The 19,875-nt window shown below is 45.5% G+C and carries 17 protein-coding genes and 1 pseudogene; 15 read left to right on the top strand and 3 right to left on the bottom strand.

The window, feature by feature from the left end; translation table 11 throughout:
- Window positions 1-246: 246 nt before the first annotated feature.
- The 3 genes from AR383_RS10430 to AR383_RS10420 all read left to right on the top strand — a co-directional run bounded on the left by AR383_RS10430 (window position 247) and on the right by AR383_RS10420 (window position 3,119).
- A complete protein-coding gene (locus AR383_RS10430) occupies window positions 247-1,443 on the top strand; it encodes an IS4 family transposase (RefSeq protein ID WP_055733074.1) in 1,197 nt (398 codons plus the stop codon).
- Between the two features lie 325 nt (window positions 1,444-1,768).
- On the top strand, window positions 1,769-2,506 hold the full coding sequence (locus tag AR383_RS10425; RefSeq protein WP_055733073.1) for a putative glycoside hydrolase: 738 nt from the start codon (window positions 1,769-1,771) through the stop codon (window positions 2,504-2,506).
- Window positions 2,507-2,567: 61 nt separating this feature from the next.
- Entirely contained in the window at window positions 2,568-3,119 is a 552-nt protein-coding gene (locus tag AR383_RS10420) for a carbohydrate binding domain-containing protein (RefSeq protein ID WP_055733072.1), read from the top strand.
- Window positions 3,120-3,317: 198 nt separating this feature from the next.
- Here AR383_RS10420 and AR383_RS10415 read toward each other — a convergent pair.
- Window positions 3,318-4,195, bottom strand: a pseudogene (locus AR383_RS10415) (IS982 family transposase); the annotation flags it as partial.
- Window positions 4,196-4,795: 600 nt separating this feature from the next.
- On the opposite strand from AR383_RS10415, the gene AR383_RS10410 reads away from it, so the two are divergent.
- From AR383_RS10410 to AR383_RS10385, 6 genes are all read left to right on the top strand, one after another.
- On the top strand, window positions 4,796-6,877 hold the full coding sequence (locus AR383_RS10410; protein ID WP_055733070.1) for a glycoside hydrolase family 52 protein: 2,082 nt from the start codon (window positions 4,796-4,798) through the stop codon (window positions 6,875-6,877).
- A gap of 90 nt (window positions 6,878-6,967) precedes the next feature.
- The gene (locus AR383_RS10405) at window positions 6,968-8,086 is read left to right on the top strand and encodes an AraC family transcriptional regulator (protein WP_055733069.1); all 1,119 of its coding nucleotides are present in this window, start codon (window positions 6,968-6,970) and stop codon (window positions 8,084-8,086) included.
- Between the two features lie 305 nt (window positions 8,087-8,391).
- Window positions 8,392-9,495 carry an ABC transporter ATP-binding protein gene (locus AR383_RS10400; RefSeq protein ID WP_055733068.1) on the top strand — a complete coding sequence of 368 codons (1,104 nt, stop codon included), beginning with the start codon at window positions 8,392-8,394 and terminating at the stop codon, window positions 9,493-9,495.
- A gap of 84 nt (window positions 9,496-9,579) precedes the next feature.
- On the top strand, window positions 9,580-10,839 hold the full coding sequence (locus tag AR383_RS10395) for an ABC transporter substrate-binding protein (RefSeq protein WP_055733067.1): 1,260 nt from the start codon (window positions 9,580-9,582) through the stop codon (window positions 10,837-10,839).
- 266 nt (window positions 10,840-11,105) lie between these two features.
- Window positions 11,106-11,885 carry a carbohydrate ABC transporter permease gene (locus tag AR383_RS10390; RefSeq protein WP_232304791.1) on the top strand — a complete coding sequence of 260 codons (780 nt, stop codon included), beginning with the start codon at window positions 11,106-11,108 and terminating at the stop codon, window positions 11,883-11,885.
- 9 nt (window positions 11,886-11,894) lie between these two features.
- Window positions 11,895-12,725: a carbohydrate ABC transporter permease gene (locus tag AR383_RS10385; RefSeq protein ID WP_055733065.1), complete on the top strand. Its 831-nt coding sequence runs from the start codon at window positions 11,895-11,897 to the stop codon at window positions 12,723-12,725.
- A gap of 58 nt (window positions 12,726-12,783) precedes the next feature.
- On the opposite strand, the gene AR383_RS10380 is transcribed toward AR383_RS10385, so the two are convergent.
- The gene (locus tag AR383_RS10380) at window positions 12,784-13,023 is read right to left on the bottom strand and encodes a GlsB/YeaQ/YmgE family stress response membrane protein (protein WP_055733064.1); all 240 of its coding nucleotides are present in this window, start codon (window positions 13,021-13,023) and stop codon (window positions 12,784-12,786) included.
- 136 nt (window positions 13,024-13,159) lie between these two features.
- On the opposite strand from AR383_RS10380, the gene AR383_RS10375 reads away from it, so the two are divergent.
- The 3 genes from AR383_RS10375 to AR383_RS10365 all read left to right on the top strand — a co-directional run bounded on the left by AR383_RS10375 (window position 13,160) and on the right by AR383_RS10365 (window position 16,053).
- Window positions 13,160-13,756: a GNAT family N-acetyltransferase gene (locus AR383_RS10375; protein WP_055733063.1), complete on the top strand. Its 597-nt coding sequence runs from the start codon at window positions 13,160-13,162 to the stop codon at window positions 13,754-13,756.
- 214 nt (window positions 13,757-13,970) lie between these two features.
- A complete protein-coding gene (locus tag AR383_RS10370; RefSeq protein WP_055735022.1) occupies window positions 13,971-15,317 on the top strand; it encodes a class II 3-deoxy-7-phosphoheptulonate synthase in 1,347 nt (448 codons plus the stop codon).
- Between the two features lie 190 nt (window positions 15,318-15,507).
- Window positions 15,508-16,053 carry a DUF2301 domain-containing membrane protein gene (locus AR383_RS10365; protein WP_157051697.1) on the top strand — a complete coding sequence of 182 codons (546 nt, stop codon included), beginning with the start codon at window positions 15,508-15,510 and terminating at the stop codon, window positions 16,051-16,053.
- Between the two features lie 55 nt (window positions 16,054-16,108).
- On the opposite strand, the gene AR383_RS10360 is transcribed toward AR383_RS10365, so the two are convergent.
- A complete protein-coding gene (locus AR383_RS10360) occupies window positions 16,109-16,720 on the bottom strand; it encodes a LysE/ArgO family amino acid transporter (RefSeq protein ID WP_055733061.1) in 612 nt (203 codons plus the stop codon).
- A gap of 92 nt (window positions 16,721-16,812) precedes the next feature.
- Here AR383_RS10360 and AR383_RS10355 point away from each other — a divergent pair, with 92 nt between their 5' ends.
- The 3 genes from AR383_RS10355 to AR383_RS10345 all read left to right on the top strand — a co-directional run bounded on the left by AR383_RS10355 (window position 16,813) and on the right by AR383_RS10345 (window position 19,678).
- Window positions 16,813-17,715, top strand: a complete 903-nt coding sequence (locus AR383_RS10355) for a LysR family transcriptional regulator ArgP (protein WP_055733060.1) — start codon at window positions 16,813-16,815, stop codon at window positions 17,713-17,715.
- A gap of 36 nt (window positions 17,716-17,751) precedes the next feature.
- Window positions 17,752-18,897, top strand: coding sequence for a glycerate kinase (locus AR383_RS10350; protein ID WP_055733059.1), 1,146 nt, complete (start codon window positions 17,752-17,754; stop codon window positions 18,895-18,897).
- A gap of 511 nt (window positions 18,898-19,408) precedes the next feature.
- Window positions 19,409-19,678, top strand: a complete 270-nt coding sequence (locus AR383_RS10345; protein WP_055733058.1) for a hypothetical protein — start codon at window positions 19,409-19,411, stop codon at window positions 19,676-19,678.
- The last annotated feature ends 197 nt before the right edge of the window (window positions 19,679-19,875 follow it).

Here is a 19,875-nt window from a genome sequence, read left to right as displayed (position 1 = left end):
TACACACAGTAGGTGGTTTGAGTCTTCTATCTATTCGTGCCCCTTAAGCTGATTCCCTACATTTTATTCTTTTTATATATCAGCTTTACCGTTCTAGCTTGCCATCTGGCCACGCCTAACACTTCGGTCTAGCGAATCCCCTCATAATCTCTTGAGAATTCATATAAGTAGACGCGCACCCTGTTGTTTGATCTAATTAATTTCGCCAAAAACAAATCCTATCAAACCTGCACGGAGGCAGTCAGGATGCGCGAAACTCAAATTCTACACCAAATGCTTATTGAGCTGTGCCCCAATATTCACAAAAAACGCCTTAACTCTCTGATGGTTGCCACTACATCACTACTAGATGGCGACAAATTGTCTCTCACTGAACTCGGGCGCAATATAACCAGCAGGGTTTCACCTAAACACTGCATTAAACGTATAGACCGCTTGCTCGGTAACCACCATTTAAATAGTGAGCGTTTAGCGATATACCAATGGCATGCTCGGCAGATTTGCGGGGCTAATCCCATGCCTGTGGTCTTGGTCGATTGGGCTGATGTACGTGAGCAATTACGGATGATGACATTACGCGCTTCTGTCTCAATAAAAGGCCGTTCCATTACCTTGTATGAACGCACCTTCGAGTTCAAAGATTACAATGCACCTCGTAGTCATAATCAGTTCTTATCTGAGCTAGCCAGTGTGTTACCAACAGGCTGTACACCGCTGATAGTGACGGATGCGGGTTATCGCAACACCTGGTTTAGAGAAGTGGCTTCTTATGGCTGGTATTGGTTGGGTAGGCTACGTGGCGAGGTCTGTTATCAGCTTCGTGACCGATGGGTACTCACCAAAACGCTTTATGCTTCAGCAAACAATAAAGCGCAATATATAGGCGCTGTGCAAGTAGCGCGAAAGAAACCCATGCCCTGTCACTTATATGTATTTAAATCCAAGGATAAACACCGTAAAGATAAACGCTCTCGTCGCTCAGGTAATAACCATTCAGCCAAGAAGCTGTATCACCGCTCAGCCAAAGAGCCTTGGGTACTCGCCACTAACTTACCGCCCGAACTCTTTAATGCGATACAAGTGACGAAGTTATATGCCAAACGGATGCAAATAGAAGAAACCTTTCGAGACTTAAAAAGCCCACAATACGGTTTTGGTTTACGCCACAGTCGCTCACGATGCCCACGCCGGTATGACGTACTGCTGCTGATAGCTTTACTGGCTGACATTATTTTGTGGTGGTTAGGTTTAGTGGCTCAGCAAGTGGGTTGGCAGCGACACTTTCAGGCGAATACCATCCGTGAACGGGCGGTTTTATCTGTTGTAAGGTTAGGAAAAGAAGTACGGCGAAGAACTGAGTACATTATCACAGAGCAGCGAATACGCTGGGCAATTAACGAATTTCGCTGGTTGAGTCACTCTGCGGGACTCAAAGATTTATGAGGGGATCCTCCAGCACTTCGGTAAATGTGAACAAAAGCAGCGCTTTTTCACCGTTAGACTCTTGAATAGGGCGATTTTTCGTTGTTGGCTCACAATTTTTAGTGCTCTAGTTATCAAATAGTTAGCGCTTTGCCTGTTCAGCTATGCGTTTCCTCAGGTGAAATGTGCTGAAATTTTGACATTGCTTATGTTGTTTTATGATTTTCCATGAAAAGGCTTTCTAGCGGCGGCTTGTCTATTTCCTATTTATTACTCAGAGCTAGAATAGGCCTATGGCTTTTCAGTGTAAGCGCTATTGGCCTTAATTAAACAAATGGAGATGGATATGGAAATGAATAATAAAATGGTATTTGCCACAACAGTATTAGCGGGTTCACTTTTTTTAGTGGCATGTGATGATATTACTGTACCGGAAGAACCAGTAACTCCCCCACCAGCAGAAGTCAACACTTTAAGCCTCATGGAAAACGGCATTGCAGCTGGAGATTGGAGCATTAAAGTTGGGTCTAATACCGATGGTTATGCCCACAAAGTATTAGAGAATATAGACGACACTTACGAGAAAGCTAACTCTTTCAAGATTGCAGCGGTAAAAGATACCGGTGTAGAAAGTGGAGTATGGAAGATGGAGACGTTTAACTCTGGTAGCGGTGACGCAGCAGAAGTTAATTTTCTTATCGTTAATGATGCTGCTTCAGTTGATTTAACAGATTACCAAAACGGTACTATGTTGATTGACCTTTCGGTACTAGTTGCAGCAGAGTCAAGTGCAACCCATCAGGTTCAGATGCAAACAACTACTGGCACCGAAGACTGGAAAAACCGTAGCGCATTTTATTTTAGTCAAAACCAATTAGCTGCTTTGGAAAGCCAAGGCGAGAAAAAAGTGGCCATCCCTATGAGCTGTATCACACCAAGTGACACGTTTGACATCACCAAGGTAAATGAGCCGCTACGTTTTGTTATTAAGAACGATGCGGAAGTTACCTATGAAATCCGTAGCGTAGTACTTAGTAACAGTGCCGTTGCTCCTGAGGGTGCCGTTGCTTGGACTTGTGAATAAGCACTGATCTGGTCGCCACGTATTCCACAATGCGTGGTGACTTTAATAAAGAGAGCTAAAGATGAAAAGTTTGAATTTTATTTCCGCTATCGCTTTCTCTTCTTTGTTAGTGGCCTGTGCAAGTACCAATTCTTCTATTGAAGATATCGCTTACACTCCTACCGGTGTTCCTATTATGGTGACTTATACCTTAAATGATGGGAAAGATTGGGAAGAGGTTAGCGCTGGCTTGCAAGGCTGGGGGGATGGTGTTGCTGAGTTTAGGGTGGCAGATGAACAGGCTGATGTTCAAATTAAGAAACAAGCGACCAATGAATGGAATATTCAGCTGAAACGTCCTTTGTTCTTAGTTGAAGACATGAAGTATGAGATTAGTGTAGAAGCTTCAGCTGATGTACCTAGCGATATCGCATTTGTGGTTCAGCAAGATGGGGGGGAATACACGACCTATTTCCATCGACCTGAGCGTGTCACTACCCAGCCTCAAGTATTTACTTATCAGTTTGCTATGCCAAATGATGAAAAGAATGGGGCGTTTGCGATCACCTTTGGTAAAGGTAGTCCGGGAGTGACCTATCATCTGAAAAATATTAGGTTTAGTTCGGTCTATTAGCACAACTCTTAGGCCATACATCTAGAATATCGAGCTGGTGTTTTTTAAATGAAGCAAGGGGAGTGCTTTGTTGGCCTTTGCTTCTTTAAGATACATGCTTCGCCTAATGACGCGGTTTTAACAGCACACCTTGGTGTGCTGTTTTCATTTTGACACCGTGATAATGACTCGCTTTCTTCTAACTAACCTGAAATTACTTTAAGCCATCGCCACCAACCCAGACTTTTCAGCATTGGTGATGTTGAGTGATGGCTTTTTTGGTTTTAAACAGTAAGCGATTAAGCCTCCTAGTAAGTTCAGCATGAACCCGTGTAAGCTAGGATGACGAGAATGTTCAATCTGAGATATGTTCTTTAGTTGGCCATTTATCGTCTCGATAATGAACCGTTTCGACAGCATCGCTCGACCCCAAGCTGCGATGGCTTTCGGCTTCATATTTTTTCGATGCGTTGTTATCAGTGTAATCCCATCTTCCTTCAAATCTTCAGTGAGCGCTTTACTGATATAGCCTTTGTCGGCATAAAGCTTGTCGAATAGCCCCTTTGATAATTCACGAACAGGCTTCCTATCATCAGTATTTGCTGGCGTCAGTTTGGCTGCAACAATATCACCAAGGTGATTCGTGATGATGTGAAGTTTAAAGTCGTAAAACCAACCCATCGTACCTTTACCTCTTGCTGCCGTCCCTTTGAACATTTTGTGTCTTGGGATACGTAAGTTATGGCAGACTTTGATACTGATAGAATCAATAAACTCAATACCTGTAGGCTCTCCTTTCACGTGAGTGAAGAAGGGGCTTAAAGGAACGAGCACTGACGGCATCACTTCAAGAAAACGCGTGTAGCTCAGTAAAGTAGGTAATTCACTTTTGTAATATCGGTGGATGATACCGAGATAGCAGTTCTTAAAATCACGTTGATATGACATATGAAAAGCGATAATGATGGTCATTATTTCACTTTCAGACATGCGTCCTTTGCGGTTTCGCGTACGTTCACCACTTTCAAGTTGAAGTTTTGCCATTGAGCTAGAAAAGCCTTACTAAAGCCATCGACATGGCAAAATAAGTCTACTAATTATGCATAGTTGGTTCCCTTGCGATTGTTCTCTCTTGGTCGAAAGATCTGATCGCAGAACCAGCTTTTAGTTCACTTCTATTCTTATCCCTGGTTCAGGTTAACTAAGTTGTTGTTTGTCTAGATAAAGGCTAAAACATCCGCGCTGAGCACTCTACTGATGCCTAAATGGCCACATTTGGGAGTTATTCTACTTATCCCTTGCTTCTTGCTCGTTTCATATGGTTGGTTTGAGCCCGTAAGCCCTCAAGTCTGTCTGGCAGATTCAGGGTAATGTGTACGTCTAAGTAACAATTCTCTTAGCCAACGATTGGGCTTGTTAGTTTATAGCCGGTAGGCTCCTTGTTGTTTGTGGCGTTACGTTTTTTTTAAGGACTATTAACGAATTTATTTAAGTGCTGTGTTTTTATGACCAAACTCAAAACTTCCTGTTTATTCCTTTGAATCGAGGCCTTAGCTTGGGTACATTTCGTTTTCGTGAAAGCGCTTACATAAAGCTTTGGAAATCGTCCACAGTAGTTTGGGTCCTTCGCTAGTTAAGCCATATTGAGGGCTGATATTAGCTAAAGCGTCCCGTTTTATCATTCCTTAGGAGTTGTTATGGAACAAAATCAGCAGTTTTTTCATGCTCACCATTCACCGATGGGTGCGTTAGCCAGTTTTACTGTAGGGGAATTTGGTGCTCATGGAGGAATGGGTTTAGAGCTGGGAGCTCCATACGCTGGTAATGTATTTATCGGTTATCAAGATGGTGAAGGTGTGGTAAATGCCTTTCCGTTTTACAAAGGCGCTAAGGATCAAAGCGAACGTTATGTGCAAAAGGATGATGTATCTAGTTTAAAAGAACATATTTTTGAAGATGTTAACCGAGATTACCGCTGGGCGACCGACGGTTTTGCCGCGCCGGGTATCAGCTTCAAAATTATCACCCCGTTTTTCGATATTCCTGATCCGCAGCTAGCGCAGCAGCAAAAACTACAGCAGGCTTGTTGCCCGGCGGTATACGTAGAGCTGACTTTTGATAATACTAGCGACCAAGATTGGACCGGCTTTTTTGCGTTGCAAGGCGACGAGTTACGTTGGAATAAGCTAATTGACGGTGGCGAGCAAGGCTTAGTTGGTGTGAGCTGCCGTGATCAAATTGGTATTGCTAGCCAGCACCCCAATGCCCGTGCATTTAGCCATTTTTCGGTGCAAAGTGCATTGAGCAAGATGGGCAACAACGAGTGTTTCATGTTAGGCCCTACGGCGGGTTTGATGATCGACGTTAAGGCCGGTGAGAAGGTGACCGTACCGCTAGTATTAGGTTTTTATTTGGCCGGTAATGTTACCTATAACCGTGCCATGCAGTATTACTACACCCAGCATTTTACCGGCTTGCAGCAGGTCTTAGCATATGCTGTTAATCACTTTGATGATTATGCCGCCATTGCCCAACAAAATGACCAACAGCTAGCCGCTAGTAAGCTGAATCAACATCAGCAGTTTTTAGTCGCCCATGCTACTCGCAGTTACTACGGTTCAACCCAGTGGTTATTTGATGGCACTGAGTCTGTTTGGGTGGTTAACGAAGGCGAGTATTTGATGATGAATACGCTAGACTTGACCGTTGATATGTTGTTTTTTGAACTGCAGCAAAACCCTTGGACGGTAAAAAATACCCTAGAGCAATTTGTTAACCATTACAGCTTCTACGATGAGATTTTCCACCCCGACCAGCCAGAGAAAAACTATCGTGGAGGGATCTCGTTTACCCATGATATGGGGGTAGCAAATAACTGGAGTCCTAAGGGGCAAAGCTCTTATGAAATGGCAGGTTTAGACCGCGCCTGTTTTAGTCACATGACCTATGAGCAGCTCACCAACTGGGTATTGTGCTGTGGTGTTTATATTAGTAAAACTGGCGATGCGCAGTTTGCGACCGAGCAACGTGGCCGATTGATTGACTGTTTGCAGTCGTTGTTAAACCGAGACCATCCAGATGCGGAAAAACGCGATGGCATCATGAGTTTTGAATCGGCTCGTACCGAGCAGGGCGGTGAAATTACTACCTATGATTCACTCGATCACAGCCTAGGTCAGGCGCGCGGTAATATTTACCTCGCAGGCAAGAGCTGGGCAGCCTATTTGGCTATCGCTAAAGTGATGCAAGATTTAGGTGAACAGCAACAAGCTGAACTCGCCTTAACTGCAGCGCAACGTTGTGCCGATAAGCTCGCCGATAGTCTCGACCCGCAATTGGGTTATATTCCTGCTGTGTTAGACGGTCACTCTAGCAGCGCTATTATTCCGGCCATTGAAGCCTTGGTTTACCCTTACGAAATGGGTTTATTAGACGCGGTATCTGAGCAGGGGCCTTATGCTCGTTATATCAGTGCATTGAAGACCCACTTTAGTTTCATTTTGAATGAAAACTACTGCTTGTATGCCGATGGTGCGTGGAAACTGTCGTCCACTGCAGATAATTCTTGGGTAAGTAAAATTTATTTAAATCAGTATGTTGCTCGCAAGGTTTTAAAATTGGATATTGCCGACAATGTGGCTAGTGATGCTGCACATCAGCGTTGGCAAACCATTGGTGCTAGTCAGCATGCTTGTTGTGATCAGTTTAGTTCTGGCAAACCCATTGGTAGCCTTTACTATCCACGTTGTGTAACAAACATCTTGTGGCTACAGGAGTAACGATTAGCCAAAACTTACTTGGCCTGAGCAACTCAGGCCAAGTTGCCTGCTCTCTTGTGAGTGTTTAGGCCTATCAAAAAGGATATTAACGTGCAGAAGCATAAACCCATTCTGCTGTTATTGGATGTAAAACACCCCTACGATCGAAAGATGCTAGAAAGCATCACTCTCGCGGCTGCGTCTAAGCCGTTTTTTCATTCTTGCGAAGTCATGGAACTCGCCGAAGCACGCTGTTGTGAAGTGCAGCGTTTTGCCGGGGTTATTGGTGATTTTGCTAAGCCTAGTATTGCAGAGTTTTGTCGCCAGTTAACGCTTCCTTTGGTGGCTCTCTCTGGTGCCCGCTTGGCATTGTCTGCTAACGATGGCTTAAGTCGTGTATGCCTTGACAACAACAGTGTAGTAGAGCTGATGGTGCAAGCATTTTTAGCTCAAGGGATCCGCAAGTTGGCTTTTTACAGCGGCTTTGCCGACAGCTCTTCCGCTTGGTTGCAGGAGCGGCGGCGGGCTTTCGAGCAACTACTGCGTCGCTACCAGCTAGAAGAGGTCGTGCTGGATCCGCAACACCTTAGCGCTTCGGTTACTCCGATTGGTGTGGTAGCGGCTTCCGATACCCAAGCGCGCCAGTTTAGCAATCTTTGTTGTGAACAAGATTTGAGAATCCCTCAAGATTATTCATTAATTGGGGTGGATGCAGATCCTACTGAAAGCGCTTTATCGAAGATTACCTTATGTTCGGTAGAGCTGCCTATCGCGGCCATGGCGGAACAAGCTTTAGCTTTGTTACTGGCTCAACTCCAGCATCAATCGGTACTGGATAAGGAAGTATTAGTTAAAGCAAAACAGTTGGTTAAAGGTGATTCCTTAGGTGGTTCAACACTCTGTGACCCGTTAATCACTAAGGCTCTGTGGTTTCTAAATAATCATTTCCATCGGCGGATAAAAGTTGAACAGGTTGTGGACTATTGTGCGGTATCTCGCAAAACTCTTGAAACTCGTTTCAAAGAAATTCTTGGGAAAACCGTGCATCAGCAGTTACATCAGCTGCGAATGGAGTTTGTGAAACAACAATTAAGGCTCACTCAAGTGCCCGTGAGTAGTATTGCCGAAGCGGCTGGCTTCTCAAATCAGCACTACCTGTATCATCTATTTAGGCGTGAAATGGCAATGACTCCACGACAATACAGAGAAAAATTTGAGGAGTTGTATTAACTCTTAGTTTTTTATTCTGAAACATAGGTTGTGATAGGGGAAAGTAGGCAAAGTCCGCTAGTTGGATTTGTGCCAAATAGGCGCTATGTAAGCGCTCAATTTATGTTTTATTGTTTAATAATTGTGAATTGTCATGATATCCGTTTTTTTTATGACAGGCCTCAAATCTTAACCTTTATTCATTTGAATACCTTTTCAGGCTTAGCTAAAGTGCAATCAAGAAAGCGCTTACACGAGTTGTTTAATAGAGTCTTCTGTTCACTCGGCTAGGGCCTCTCCACTTTAAACTTTGGAAATGAAACATCATGGCAGCAGTTACTTTTAATAATCTGAAAAAACGCTTCGGTAAAACCGAAGTGGTGAAAAGTTTTGACCTACATATTAATGATGGCGAATTTGTGGTGCTATTAGGCCCTTCGGGCTGTGGCAAGTCTACCACTTTAAGAATGTTAGCCGGCTTGGAAGATATTTCAGATGGTGAAATCTTTATTGCCGATGAACTAGTCAATGATTTGCACCCAATGGAGCGAAACATTGCTATGGTATTTCAAAGCTACGCGCTATATCCACACATGAGTGTTGAGCAAAATATTGCCTTTGGCTTAAAAATGACAGGCGTGCCTAAGGACGAGATTGCTAAGCGTGTGAAATACGCAGCAGAAATGTTAGAGCTAACCCCATTACTACAACGTAAACCAAAAGAGCTTTCTGGTGGTCAGCGTCAACGTGTGGCAATGGGCCGTGCGATGGTGCGTACTCCAGAAGTGTTCTTGTTTGATGAACCTTTATCTAACCTAGATGCTAAGCTGCGTGGTTCTATGCGCGCAGAAATTAAGAGCCTGCACGATAAGCTTGGCACGACTACTCTATATGTAACCCACGACCAAGTAGAAGCGATGACGCTTGCTGACCGCATTGTGATTCTTAAAGATGGTTACATTGAACAAGTAGGTACACCAAAAGAAATCTTTGAAGAGCCAGCTAATAAGTTTGTGGCTTCTTTCATTGGTGCACCTGAAATGAATATGATTCCCGCTACTTTGAAAAAAGCGGCTAATCATTCGAGCTTGGTATTTTCTGACCAAGAGATAGCATTAACGGCAAGCTACGCTGCGGTTGATCAAGATTGTACTCTCGGTATTCGACCAAGTGACCTGTATCTCCATCAGCGTTCTATTGACTCAGCAACTATTGGTAGTGTGAAAGCCGATGTTATCGGCGTCGAGCTTTTAGGCGCTACCTACCACATTCAGTGTGAGCTAGACGGTGCTCGTTTTATTGCTGAAGTGGCTATTTCTGACGATGTAAACGCTGATATGGGCGATAAAGTGGAGTTGTTCTTCGATATTTCGCGGATCCACTTGTTTGATAATGAAACCGGAAAGGCAATCATGCCACAAATGAACTAGTTACTCCCTACGCTTTACTGCGTTGGCGCACTAGCCAGTTGCGATACTGAATAATAATAAAATTCATGTACTTAGGAGAATAGGATGTTTAATAAAAAGAAACTTGGAACAGTCGCGTTAGCTTTGGGCGCAAGCCTAGCTTTGTCTGCTACCTCTGCTTGGGCTAAGACCACTATTACCGTGGCTTCGTTTCCTAGCTTTGACCAAGCCGTTGTCTCAGCCATTCCACTCTACAAAAAGTTACATCCAGAAGTGGAAATTAAGTTGGTAAGTTTAGCCTATGGTGATCACCATAATGCGATGACCACTGCTCTAGCAACCGGTGGTAACTTGCCGGATGTAATGGGTGTGGAATACGGTTACATCGGTCGTTTTGCCGCATCTGGCGGTTTAGAAGACTTGCGTGCTGCCCCTTATAACGCTGGACAGTATGAAGATTTGTTTTCTAAGTTCACCATTCCTTTAGCGACTGGCGGTACTGGTACTTTAGCAGCGATGCCTGCTGACATCGGTCCTGGTGCTTTGTTCTACCGTAAAGATATTTTAGAAAAAGCTGGCGTAACTAAAGAAGACCTAACCAAAGATTGGGACTCTTACATTGCCGCTGGTAAGAAAATTAAAGAAGCCACTGGTTCTTACTTAGTAGCCAGTGCCGTAGATATTAAAGATATCGTGATTCGTAGTGGCCTAAAAGATGGTGAAGGTATCTACTTCGATTCTGAAAATAATATCTCTGTTGAAAGCCCACGCTTTAAAGAAGCTTTCCGCTTAGCTAAAGCGGTTCGTGAAGCTGGTATCGACGCTCAAGTTGGTGCTTGGAGCTCAGAGTGGACCGAAGGTCTACGTCGCGGCACCATCGCTTCACAAATGATGGGTGCTTGGTTAGGTGGTCACTTAGCTGGCTGGATTGCTCCAGAAAGTAAAGGCCTATGGCGTTCATCTCACCTACCTGAAGGTTCATTTGCCAGCTGGGGCGGTTCATTCTACGCTATTCCTAAGAAAGCTGAGCACAAAGCGGAAGCTTGGGAATTCATTAAGTTCATGACTATGAACAAAGAAATGCAAATTGCTGCATTCCGTGACTTAGACGCGTTCCCTGCGTTACTTGAAGCTCAAGAAGATGATTTCATTAATCAACCTATTGAGTACTTAGGTGGCCAAGTCGCTCGCGTTCAATGGAAAGAAGCTGCGGCTAAAATTCCAGCAATGGATGTTCACAAGCATGATCCAGTGGCTGAGCAAATCGTAAACGATGCTTTAGAAGCTGTATTAGAGCGTGATGCTGACATCGATGCCGAGTTAGCTAACGCTGCGAAACAAATCAAACGTCGCGCTAGACGTTAACATTAACACCGAGGGAGCTCGTCTCCCTCTCTATTTTTTGTCGGGAGTTAAAGATGTCTTCTGTAGAGTCTGCCGTAAGACCACCAGTAGCTAAAATAAGAAAGCGGACCCTAAAGCAGCGACTAAACGCTAGTGGCTATAAGTGGGCTCCTTACTTGTTTGTCAGTCCGTTCTTTATTATTTTTTCTGTGTTTGGGTTGTTTCCCTTACTGTTTTCATTGTTTTTGTCGTTTCACTATTGGGAACCAGCTTCAGGCCTAGGTGCCATGGAATGGGTAGGGATCGAGAACTTCACCTTTACTCTAACCGATGATTGGTTCCAAAAGTCGGTATTTAATACCATTTGGATCGCATTAGCCGCGGGTATTCCGCAACACGCTGTTGCAATTCCCTTGGCTTATTTCTTACATACTAGCTTTAAGCGCAGTCGTAATACCGTTGTAGGCATGTACTTCCTACCGTTTATTACTTCTTCAGTGGCGATTTCGCTAGTATTTACCACTTTGTTCTCGCGTGATTTCGGTGTGATTAACATGCTGTTTACTGCTGCGGGTAACTGGTCTGTTGGCGATATTCAACCACTAGCATGGTTATTCCCAACCGCTAACGTTGACTGGAATAGACCTGAATACACTAAAACGATGATTGCCTTCGTTGTATTCTGGCGTTACGTGGGTTGGAACACGGTATTGTATCTTTCAGCGATGCAGACCATTCCAAAAGATTTGTATGAAGCCGCTACCGTTGATGGTGCAAAACGTTGGCAACAATTCTGGTACATTACCGTACCAATGCTTAAACCGATGATGTTCTTTGCGGTCACTCTAACCATTATTGGTAACCTGCAGTTGTTTGAAGAACCCTTCATTATTACCGGTGGTACTGGTGGTATTGAACAAGCGGGTAAAACTGCGGCCATGCACATGTATATTACGGCCTTTGTTGAAGGTGACTTTGGTACTGCATCAGCTATTTCTTGGATTCTGTTTGCTTTGATTGCCTTCCTCACCTGGGGTAACAATAAATTACTTGGTGAGAAGAAGTAGGACCAAATTATGAATAAAATTACTAAAAGCCATATCGTCGCGTATTTTATTGTGGGCATGGGTTCGATAATCATGCTAGCGCCGTTCTACTTTATGTTTGTATTCGCTACGCATAGCAACTCTGACATTCTATCGGTGCCACCCCCAGTGTGGTTCGGTAGTGAGTTCATCAATAACGTGGGCATTCTGTTAGACGCTCTACCTTATTTTTGGCACAACATCGGCTTGAGCTTCTATGTGGCGCTAATGACCACCATCTTGAACTTGTTCTTCTGTTCATTGGCCGGTTATGCCTTTGCGATGTTCGAGTTTAAAGGCCGCAACATTATGTTCATCTTGATTATGGGCACCATGTTATTGCCACCGTTCTTAGGCATGATTCCAACTGCTTTGATCATGTCTCAATTGGAATGGATGAACCAACCACGTGCGCTATATATTCCAATGGCCTGTGGTGCGATGGGTATCTTCATGATGCGTCAGTTCATTGCTAGTGCTATTCCAAAAGAGCTAATTGAAGCGGCACGTATGGACGGTTGTAACGAGTTTGCGATTTACTGGCGAGTGGTTGTGCCACTAATTACTCCAGCCTTCGGTACGCTTGGTTTGATTACCTTCATTGGTCAATGGAACAACTTCATGGGTCCATTGGTAGTAATGAACGACATGAAGATGTTTACCGTACCGCTAGCGCTACGGGCCTTACAAGGTACTGGTCAGGTACCATGGGGAGCAATTTGTGCTGGTGCTGCGATTGCCGTTGTACCGCTAATGATACTGTTTGTTATGACCTCTCGTAAGTTGATCGACGGTTTAACAGCAGGTGCTGTAAAAGGTTAAACACCTAACTCTAATAACAAAGCCAGCTTCGTGCTGGCTTTTTGTTAATTTTTTGCTGCTATTTTTTTACCACACTCACTAAGTAGAGCAGAATTACCGCGCCAACTACCGCAGTAATGAGCGAGCCGAGCATGCTGGTGGTGCTAAAACCTAGCAGGCCAAATACAAAGCCACCAATAATCGCCCCTACAATGCCAACGATGATGTTGCCCACTAAACCGAAGCCACCACCTTTCATAATATTGCCTGCTAACCAACCAGCTACGGCGCCAATTAATAACCAAATGATAATGCCCATTTATTGTCCTCCTTGTTTTTACCTGACTTAAGTGTAGTTAAGCTTACGGATAAATGTTCTGCGGGTAGTTTTTCTTTCTATTCATGCTGTTGCGTATTAACCTGAGTACAGCTTAGAGCAGAGCAAGGAGGCACACATGAGCGAAGGTCAGTATTTAATTGAAACTGAGTTGCAAGCTGGGGAGGTATTATTACGCCCGCTGCGCATTGCCGACAAGTCAGCATTGTTAGCCGCCGAAGCTGACGGTAATTTAAGCCAGCTGTGGTATACCAGCGTGCCGAACGCCGCTGCTATTGACCAGTACGTAGACACCGCCTTAAATGACCAGCAACGTGGTGTGGCCTTACCCTTTGCGGTGATCCACAAACCCAGTGGTCAACTCATTGGTAGTACCCGCTATTGCAATGCCGACCCGCTTAATCGGCGCTTAGAAATTGGCCATACTTGGTACGCTAAATCCTATCAGCGCACTGCGGTGAATACTCAGACTAAGCTGTTATTGCTAAGTTATGCCTTTGAGAGCTTACAGTCGATAGCGGTTGAGTTTCGCACCCATTGGCATAATCATGCTTCGCGAGCGGCCATTGCTCGGCTTGGGGCAAAACAGGATGGGGTATTACGCCATCACTGCGTTGATGCGCAGGGGCGTTTTCGCGATACCGTGGTATTTTCAATTATTCAGGCTGAATGGCCCTGTGTGAAACAAGCGCTAGAATACAAGTTACAGCGCTAGCCTCCTTAGACGTGTTATCACCTTGTTAAGCGCCATTCCTTGGTGGGGCTTCAGTATAAACAACTAACGGTCTTCTGCTGAACCAGTTAATTGAGCTGGTTTAGCTTAATAATTAGATAAAAATTCATAGTGAGTAAAAAAACTTAAATTAGCGCTTTTCTTGCGCTCTAGAATGCCTATTATGGGGTTTTTACTAGAGTTTCGAGAACGCAACATGACGCAATGGACCCCCTCAAGCTGGAGAGACAAACCAGTAAAACAATTACCCACTTACCCTGATCAACAAAAACTACAAGAAGTTGAAGCCCACTTGGCCGATCAGCCACCGCTAGTTTTTGCTGGTGAAGCACGTGCTTTACGTGCCGACTTAGCCAAAGTGGCTAAGGGTGAGGCTTTCTTATTGCAAGGGGGAGATTGCGCCGAGAGTTTTGACGAGTTCCGTACTAGTCATATTCGCGATACCTTTAAAGCCTTGATGCAAATGGCTGTGGTGCTCACCTTTGGTGGGCAAAAGCCAGTGGTTAAAATTGGCCGTATTGCGGGTCAATTTGCTAAGCCACGCAGCGACGATATGGAAACCATCGACGGCCTTAGCTTGCCTTCTTACCGTGGCGACATTATTAATGCCATCGACTTTAATGAGCAAAGCCGGGTGCCAGATCCGCAGCGCATGGTGGCAGCTTATAACCAATCTACCTCAACACTTAACTTAATTCGCGCCTTCGCCCAAGGTGGTTTGGCCGACTTAAATCAGGTGCACAAATGGAATCTAGACTTCATTAAGAAGAGCCCACTAGGCGAGCGTTACGAAGCGATTGCCGGTAGCATTGAAGAATCTTTAGCCTTCATGAATGCCTGTGGTATTAACCCTGAAACCGCACCGCAATTGCGTGAAACCAACCTGTACACTTCCCACGAAGCGCTACTATTGCCTTACGAGCAAGCACTGACTCGTTGTGACAGCTTAACCGGTAAGTGGTACGACTGTTCGGCACATATGTTGTGGATTGGTGACCGTACTCGTCAAATCGACCATGCTCATATTGAGTTCTTGCGCGGTGTAGAAAATGCCATTGGCCTTAAAGCTGGCCCGACTACCGATCCTGAAGAGCTACTAAAAATTATCGACATTATTAACCCGAACAACGAAGCCGGTCGCTTAAACCTGATCGTGCGTATGGGCGCTGATAAAGTGGCTGATCACCTACCTGCCTTAATTAAAGCGGTTGAGCGTGAAGGAAAGAATGTTGTTTGGAGCTGTGACCCAATGCATGGCAATACCATTAAAGCGCCAAATGGTTATAAAACCCGTAGGGTTGACGACGTATTACGCGAAGTACAGCAGTTCTTCCAAATCCACAAAGCCGAAGGCAGCTATGCCGGTGGTGTTCACTTTGAGATGACCGGACGTAACGTGACCGAATGTGTAGGTGGTGCTTTCCAAATTACCGAGCACGATTTAGCTCAGCGTTACCACACTTACTGTGATCCACGCTTAAATGCTGACCAAGCTTTAGAGTTGGCCTTCCTAATTGCCGACCACATTAAAGCTGCTCGCTAATTAGCGAGTGGTCTAGCTGTTTGATAAAGCCACCTGCGGGTGGCTTTTTTGTAGCTTGCTTAGCCTTAATATTGTTATTCTCTGGGCTTTGTTAGGCTTCGCTAAAATGCCTAGTAGCGATTGCTATTTTCTGTGGCCAGCGCTTTAATACAGCTAATCTTGTTGTCGCTAGTGCATAAGGAGCATGCTGGTGGCCAATCCTGAATATAAAGAAAATCTAGACCGCATCGATGTGTTTAGTGTGTTGAGCTACCGCTTAGGCTGGCTTGGTTTAAGCTTCAGTTTTATCGCGGCCGCCTATCAGCTGCTGGTGAACCAATGGGTCTGGCAGCCGTTATGGTTATTGGCGGGCTGTGTAGCCTTACAAGCCTTTAATTTACACCTTTATAGCAAGGCTATACGTTACCTTATACAAGGCCTAGCCTGGCTGGGTTTGTGGCTGGCCATGGCCTTTTATTTATGGCATTGGCCGCTGTTATCCTACCTTTCCTTGGCCTGTTTTTACGCCGTTGTGGCAGGGCTCGCCTTTAAAGAGAGTTTTTGTTTTAACTTGGGGCAGCTGCGTTGGTTGGGCGGTTTGCTGGCGCTGGAATATGGTCTGCGGTTTTCACCGTGGTTAGGTTCGCGCGGGATCTTGCTGCTAGTGATTGCCGGGCTGTGCTCTTATATTAGTTACCAAAAGTGTCGCCAAGCGCTATATCTGGATGTGGGCAAGCGCGATAACTATGAAATCTAGGTTTAATTTAACTGCCAAGCACGCCAATTGGCGGCGTGCAGTGGCGAAATAGAGCCTAGCCAAATACAAACTTTAATAAGTAGCCGGCCAAGCCAAACATCATCAGCCCAATCACACCGTCAATGACTTGCTGGGCGCGCGGTCTAGCCAACCAAGGCGCGAGTTTTGCGCCCAATAAAGCCAAGCTAAAAAACCACAGAAAAGACGCACTAATGCCGCCAGCCACAAACATCGGTCTATGCTCGGTGCTGATATTGGCGGCAAAACCTCCCAGGATCACAATGGTATCGATGTACACATGAGGGTTAAGAAAGGTAAAAGCGCAGCAGGCTAGAATGATCGCCTTTAGCTCGTGTTTCGCTTCACCCCGCGCAAATTGACTCTTGCCTTGCCAAGCGCGCTGCAAACACTGGTAACCATAAACCAGCATGAAGCCCGAACCTAGCACGCTAATGCTGTACAGCAGCCACGGGTAGGTGCTGAAAAGTTGTGCGCCGCCCCATACGCCTAAGCTCATAAAAAATACGTCGGCCATCGAGCAAAAGCTGGCTACCAGTAAGTGATGGCGGCGACGGATCCCCTGATTCAGCACAAAGGCGTTTTGCATGCCAATTGGCATGATCAGCGAGGCCATTAAACTGAGGCCGGTGAAGTAACTGCTAAACATAATATCCAATAAATAAGGGGGAATGGCAGGACTATACCCAGCTAATCTGCTTTAATATAGCTAATAATTTTAATCTTAAATAAGTTTTGCTAATGAGTTTCGCCGATATCGATTACAAGTTACTTAAAGCCTTAGAGGCGGTAGTGAGTGAGCAAAGTTTTGAGCGTGCCGCGCTGCGTTTACACCTTACCCAATCGGCAGTTTCGCAACGAATTAAAAGCCTAGAGAATCAGCTGGGCCAGCCCTTATTGATCCGCTCCCAGCCCTTAATGGCGACTGAATTGGGCCAGCAGTTATTAGGCCACTACCAGCGGGTGCAACAGCTAGAAACCGAACTGGCTCAGCAGCTAAGCTTGGGCGATAAGCGGGCTCAGGCCCTGCCTTTGGCGGTTAATGCTGACAGCTTAGCCAGTTGGCTCATTCCGGCCTTAAGTCCCACCTTGCAACAGCAGCATGTGGAAATGAACCTATATGTGGAAGATGAATCGCGCACCTGGCAACGGATGCGTAGCGGTGAAGTGCTGGCCTGCGTCACCAGCAAGGCAAAACCGATAGCTGGCAGTGATAGCCAGTTTCTGGGTTACATGGAATATTTATGTGTAGCAACGCCGGAATTTGCCCAGCGCTTTTTTCCTCAAGGGGTGAATCGTGACAGTTTGAGCAAGGCGCCGGCGATGTCTTTTGACCAGCACGATGACATGCACATTCAATTTTTATCCGAGCATTTTTCTTTGCAGCCGGGAGAGTACCCCTGCCATACGGTGCGTTCGTCTGAAGCCTTTATCGAGCTGGCTTTAGCCAGTGGTGCCTACAGTTTAAATCCGCGCTTACAAATGGCCGAACACTTAGCCGATGGGCGACTGATTAACCTGCTGCCCGAGCTACAAGTGCGGGTGCCACTATACTGGCATCATTGGCAATTAGCAGGTAAGTTAATGAAAGACTTAAGTGAACAAATTCGCAGCTATACTCAAACTTGTTTACCGCAGCGTTAGTCAGTTGCTAGGAACATAGATAGATAAGGACAGCCGATGAAGATTGTTATTGCACCTGATTCATTCAAAGAAAGCCTAACTGCCATGGAAGCGGCGGAGATGATAGAACAAGGCTTTCAAAGTGTTTTCCCCGATGCCGAATACTGTAAAGTGCCGCTGGCCGATGGCGGCGAGGGCACGGTGCAGGCCATGGTAGATGCCACGGGCGGGCAAATTATGCCGGTCTTAGCTACTGGGCCAAGAGGCAATCAAGTGGAAGCCTTTTTTGGTGTGCTCGGCGACAAGCAAACCGCGGTGATTGAAATGGCCGCCGCCTCTGGGCTGCATTTAGTGGAGCCGGCCCTGCGCGATCCGCGTAAAACCTCTAGCTACGGTACTGGCGAGTTAATCGCCGCCGCCCTAGATGCGGGCGCGACTAAACTGATTATCGGCTTGGGCGGTAGCGCCACCAACGATGCCGGTGTGGGCATGTTGCAAGCCTTGGGCGCACAGTTTTTTGACCAGTTTAACAAGCCGCTAAAACGCGGCGGCGCCGAGCTTATCGAGCTAGAACGCATCGATATTTCAGGCCTAGACCCGCGCTTAGCCGAAGTTGAAATAGAAGTGGCCTGCGATGTAGATAACCCCCTCTGCGGCGAGCAGGGTGCTAGCGCGGTATTTGGCCCGCAAAAGGGGGCCACGCCAGAGATGATCCGCCAGTTAGACGCCGCACTGGGGCGTTTTGCTTCGGTGGTATTTAGTCAGTTTGGTATCGACATTATGCACGTAGCAGGCAGTGGCGCCGCTGGCGGCTTAGGTGCGGCCTTGTTAGCCTTTATGCAGGCGGAATTGCGCCCCGGAGTGCAAATTGTTACCGAAGCGGTGGATTTAGCGAGCAGCCTAGAAGGTGCCGACTTGTTGATTACCGGTGAAGGGCGCATCGACAGCCAAACCATTGCTGGTAAAACTCCCTATGGTGCGGCGCAAGTCGCCATGCAATATGGCGTGCCGGTGATTGCCTTTGCCGGAGCCATGTTACCGGGTTACGAGGTGGTGCACGAGCATGGTATTAACGCGGTCTTTTCCATCGTGCCCGGCCCCTGTGATTTAGCCCACGCGATAGAGCAGGCCGAAGCTAACCTATTAGTTGCGGCGCAAAACGTTGCAGCCACGATTAAACTCAGCCAAGAGATGCTTGGCTAGGTGTACAAAGCTGGCTAGAGAAGAATTGATAAAATAGTTGCGTAGCAGGATGATATTAGCGAGAGTTGAGAGTGCCATTCTTACCGTGGATGATTATAATTTGCTGGTTAGGGCGAATGAATAGAGTGCCCATCCTGTTTCAGCTATTCAAGTGAAGTCTGCAAAAAACACAATGTCATAAATAACGCAAAGATAACTAGCCAATCTCCTGTTTTTTTTGATAGATTTATAAACGTCGGTGATATTGCTCTATATGGCGCCATTATTTATGAGTTCATCTATCAATGTATAGACATAATAGGCGACATCAGTGGCTTCTTTATTAGTATTCTTTCTATGAACAGCGGCTCAGATATAGACATATCGCGGTGCTGTTCGATTGTGACTTTGCCTTTAACGGTGTGATTTTAGTTTGACTAAATCATGATGAATGCGAGGAAGTTGGCGCTTTCACTGAGAATCATTATTGCTATGGCTTTATGAAATTATTAACAACAAGGAAGTAAACATTATGATCGGAGTTATTTTATGGTTAGTTTTTGCAGTTTGCGTCGGAGTATTGGCTGCAAATAAAGGGCGTTCAGGAATAGGTTTCTTTCTGATCTCTTTAATTTTGTCGCCATTAATTGGTTTGATAATTACTCTTGTAGTTTCTCCAGTGACTGAAAAGGTTGAAGCTGCAGCAATTGAGTCGGGAACCCAGAAAAAATGCCCTAAATGCGCAGAGTTAGTAAAAAATGAAGCTGTTATTTGCAAGCACTGCCAAGCTGAATTGGCATAAAGCCATAATAGGATAGCAGGAGGTATTTAAACTCCTGCACCCACTTCATTCGTAATGCAGTTCGACACAAGGTGCTTCATTTAGAGTAGTTTAAGTAGTGGATTCAAAGTTAACCCTTGTTTTTTTACTTCTAATTATTTCCCTTGATAACCTTAGCCAACAGAAAACCTTCCAATAAAACGCCAACTTATACTAGA

The organism is Agarivorans gilvus (assembly GCF_001420915.1).
In the GTDB taxonomy this organism is placed as follows: Bacteria; Pseudomonadota; Gammaproteobacteria; order Enterobacterales; family Celerinatantimonadaceae; genus Agarivorans; species Agarivorans gilvus.
The sequence above is the reverse complement of the archived record's forward strand: the minus strand, read 5'-3'. Positions and strand labels throughout refer to the sequence as shown.

Coding starts and splice junctions, on each gene's coding strand:
- AR383_RS10430 (WP_055733074.1), top strand. CDS start 247: ATGCGCGAAACTCAAATTCTACACCAAATGCTTATTGAGCTGTGCCCC.
- AR383_RS10425 (WP_055733073.1), top strand. CDS start 1,769: ATGGAAATGAATAATAAAATGGTATTTGCCACAACAGTATTAGCGGGT.
- AR383_RS10420 (WP_055733072.1), top strand. CDS start 2,568: ATGAAAAGTTTGAATTTTATTTCCGCTATCGCTTTCTCTTCTTTGTTA.
- AR383_RS10410 (WP_055733070.1), top strand. CDS start 4,796: ATGGAACAAAATCAGCAGTTTTTTCATGCTCACCATTCACCGATGGGT.
- AR383_RS10400 (WP_055733068.1), top strand. CDS start 8,392: ATGGCAGCAGTTACTTTTAATAATCTGAAAAAACGCTTCGGTAAAACC.
- AR383_RS10395 (WP_055733067.1), top strand. CDS start 9,580: ATGTTTAATAAAAAGAAACTTGGAACAGTCGCGTTAGCTTTGGGCGCA.
- AR383_RS10390 (WP_232304791.1), top strand. CDS start 11,106: ATGGAATGGGTAGGGATCGAGAACTTCACCTTTACTCTAACCGATGAT.
- AR383_RS10385 (WP_055733065.1), top strand. CDS start 11,895: ATGAATAAAATTACTAAAAGCCATATCGTCGCGTATTTTATTGTGGGC.
- AR383_RS10380 (WP_055733064.1), bottom strand. CDS start 13,023: ATGGGCATTATCATTTGGTTATTAATTGGCGCCGTAGCTGGTTGGTTA.
- AR383_RS10375 (WP_055733063.1), top strand. CDS start 13,160: ATGAGCGAAGGTCAGTATTTAATTGAAACTGAGTTGCAAGCTGGGGAG.
- AR383_RS10370 (WP_055735022.1), top strand. CDS start 13,971: ATGACGCAATGGACCCCCTCAAGCTGGAGAGACAAACCAGTAAAACAA.
- AR383_RS10360 (WP_055733061.1), bottom strand. CDS start 16,720: ATGTTTAGCAGTTACTTCACCGGCCTCAGTTTAATGGCCTCGCTGATC.
- AR383_RS10355 (WP_055733060.1), top strand. CDS start 16,813: ATGAGTTTCGCCGATATCGATTACAAGTTACTTAAAGCCTTAGAGGCG.
- AR383_RS10350 (WP_055733059.1), top strand. CDS start 17,752: ATGAAGATTGTTATTGCACCTGATTCATTCAAAGAAAGCCTAACTGCC.
- AR383_RS10345 (WP_055733058.1), top strand. CDS start 19,409: ATGATCGGAGTTATTTTATGGTTAGTTTTTGCAGTTTGCGTCGGAGTA.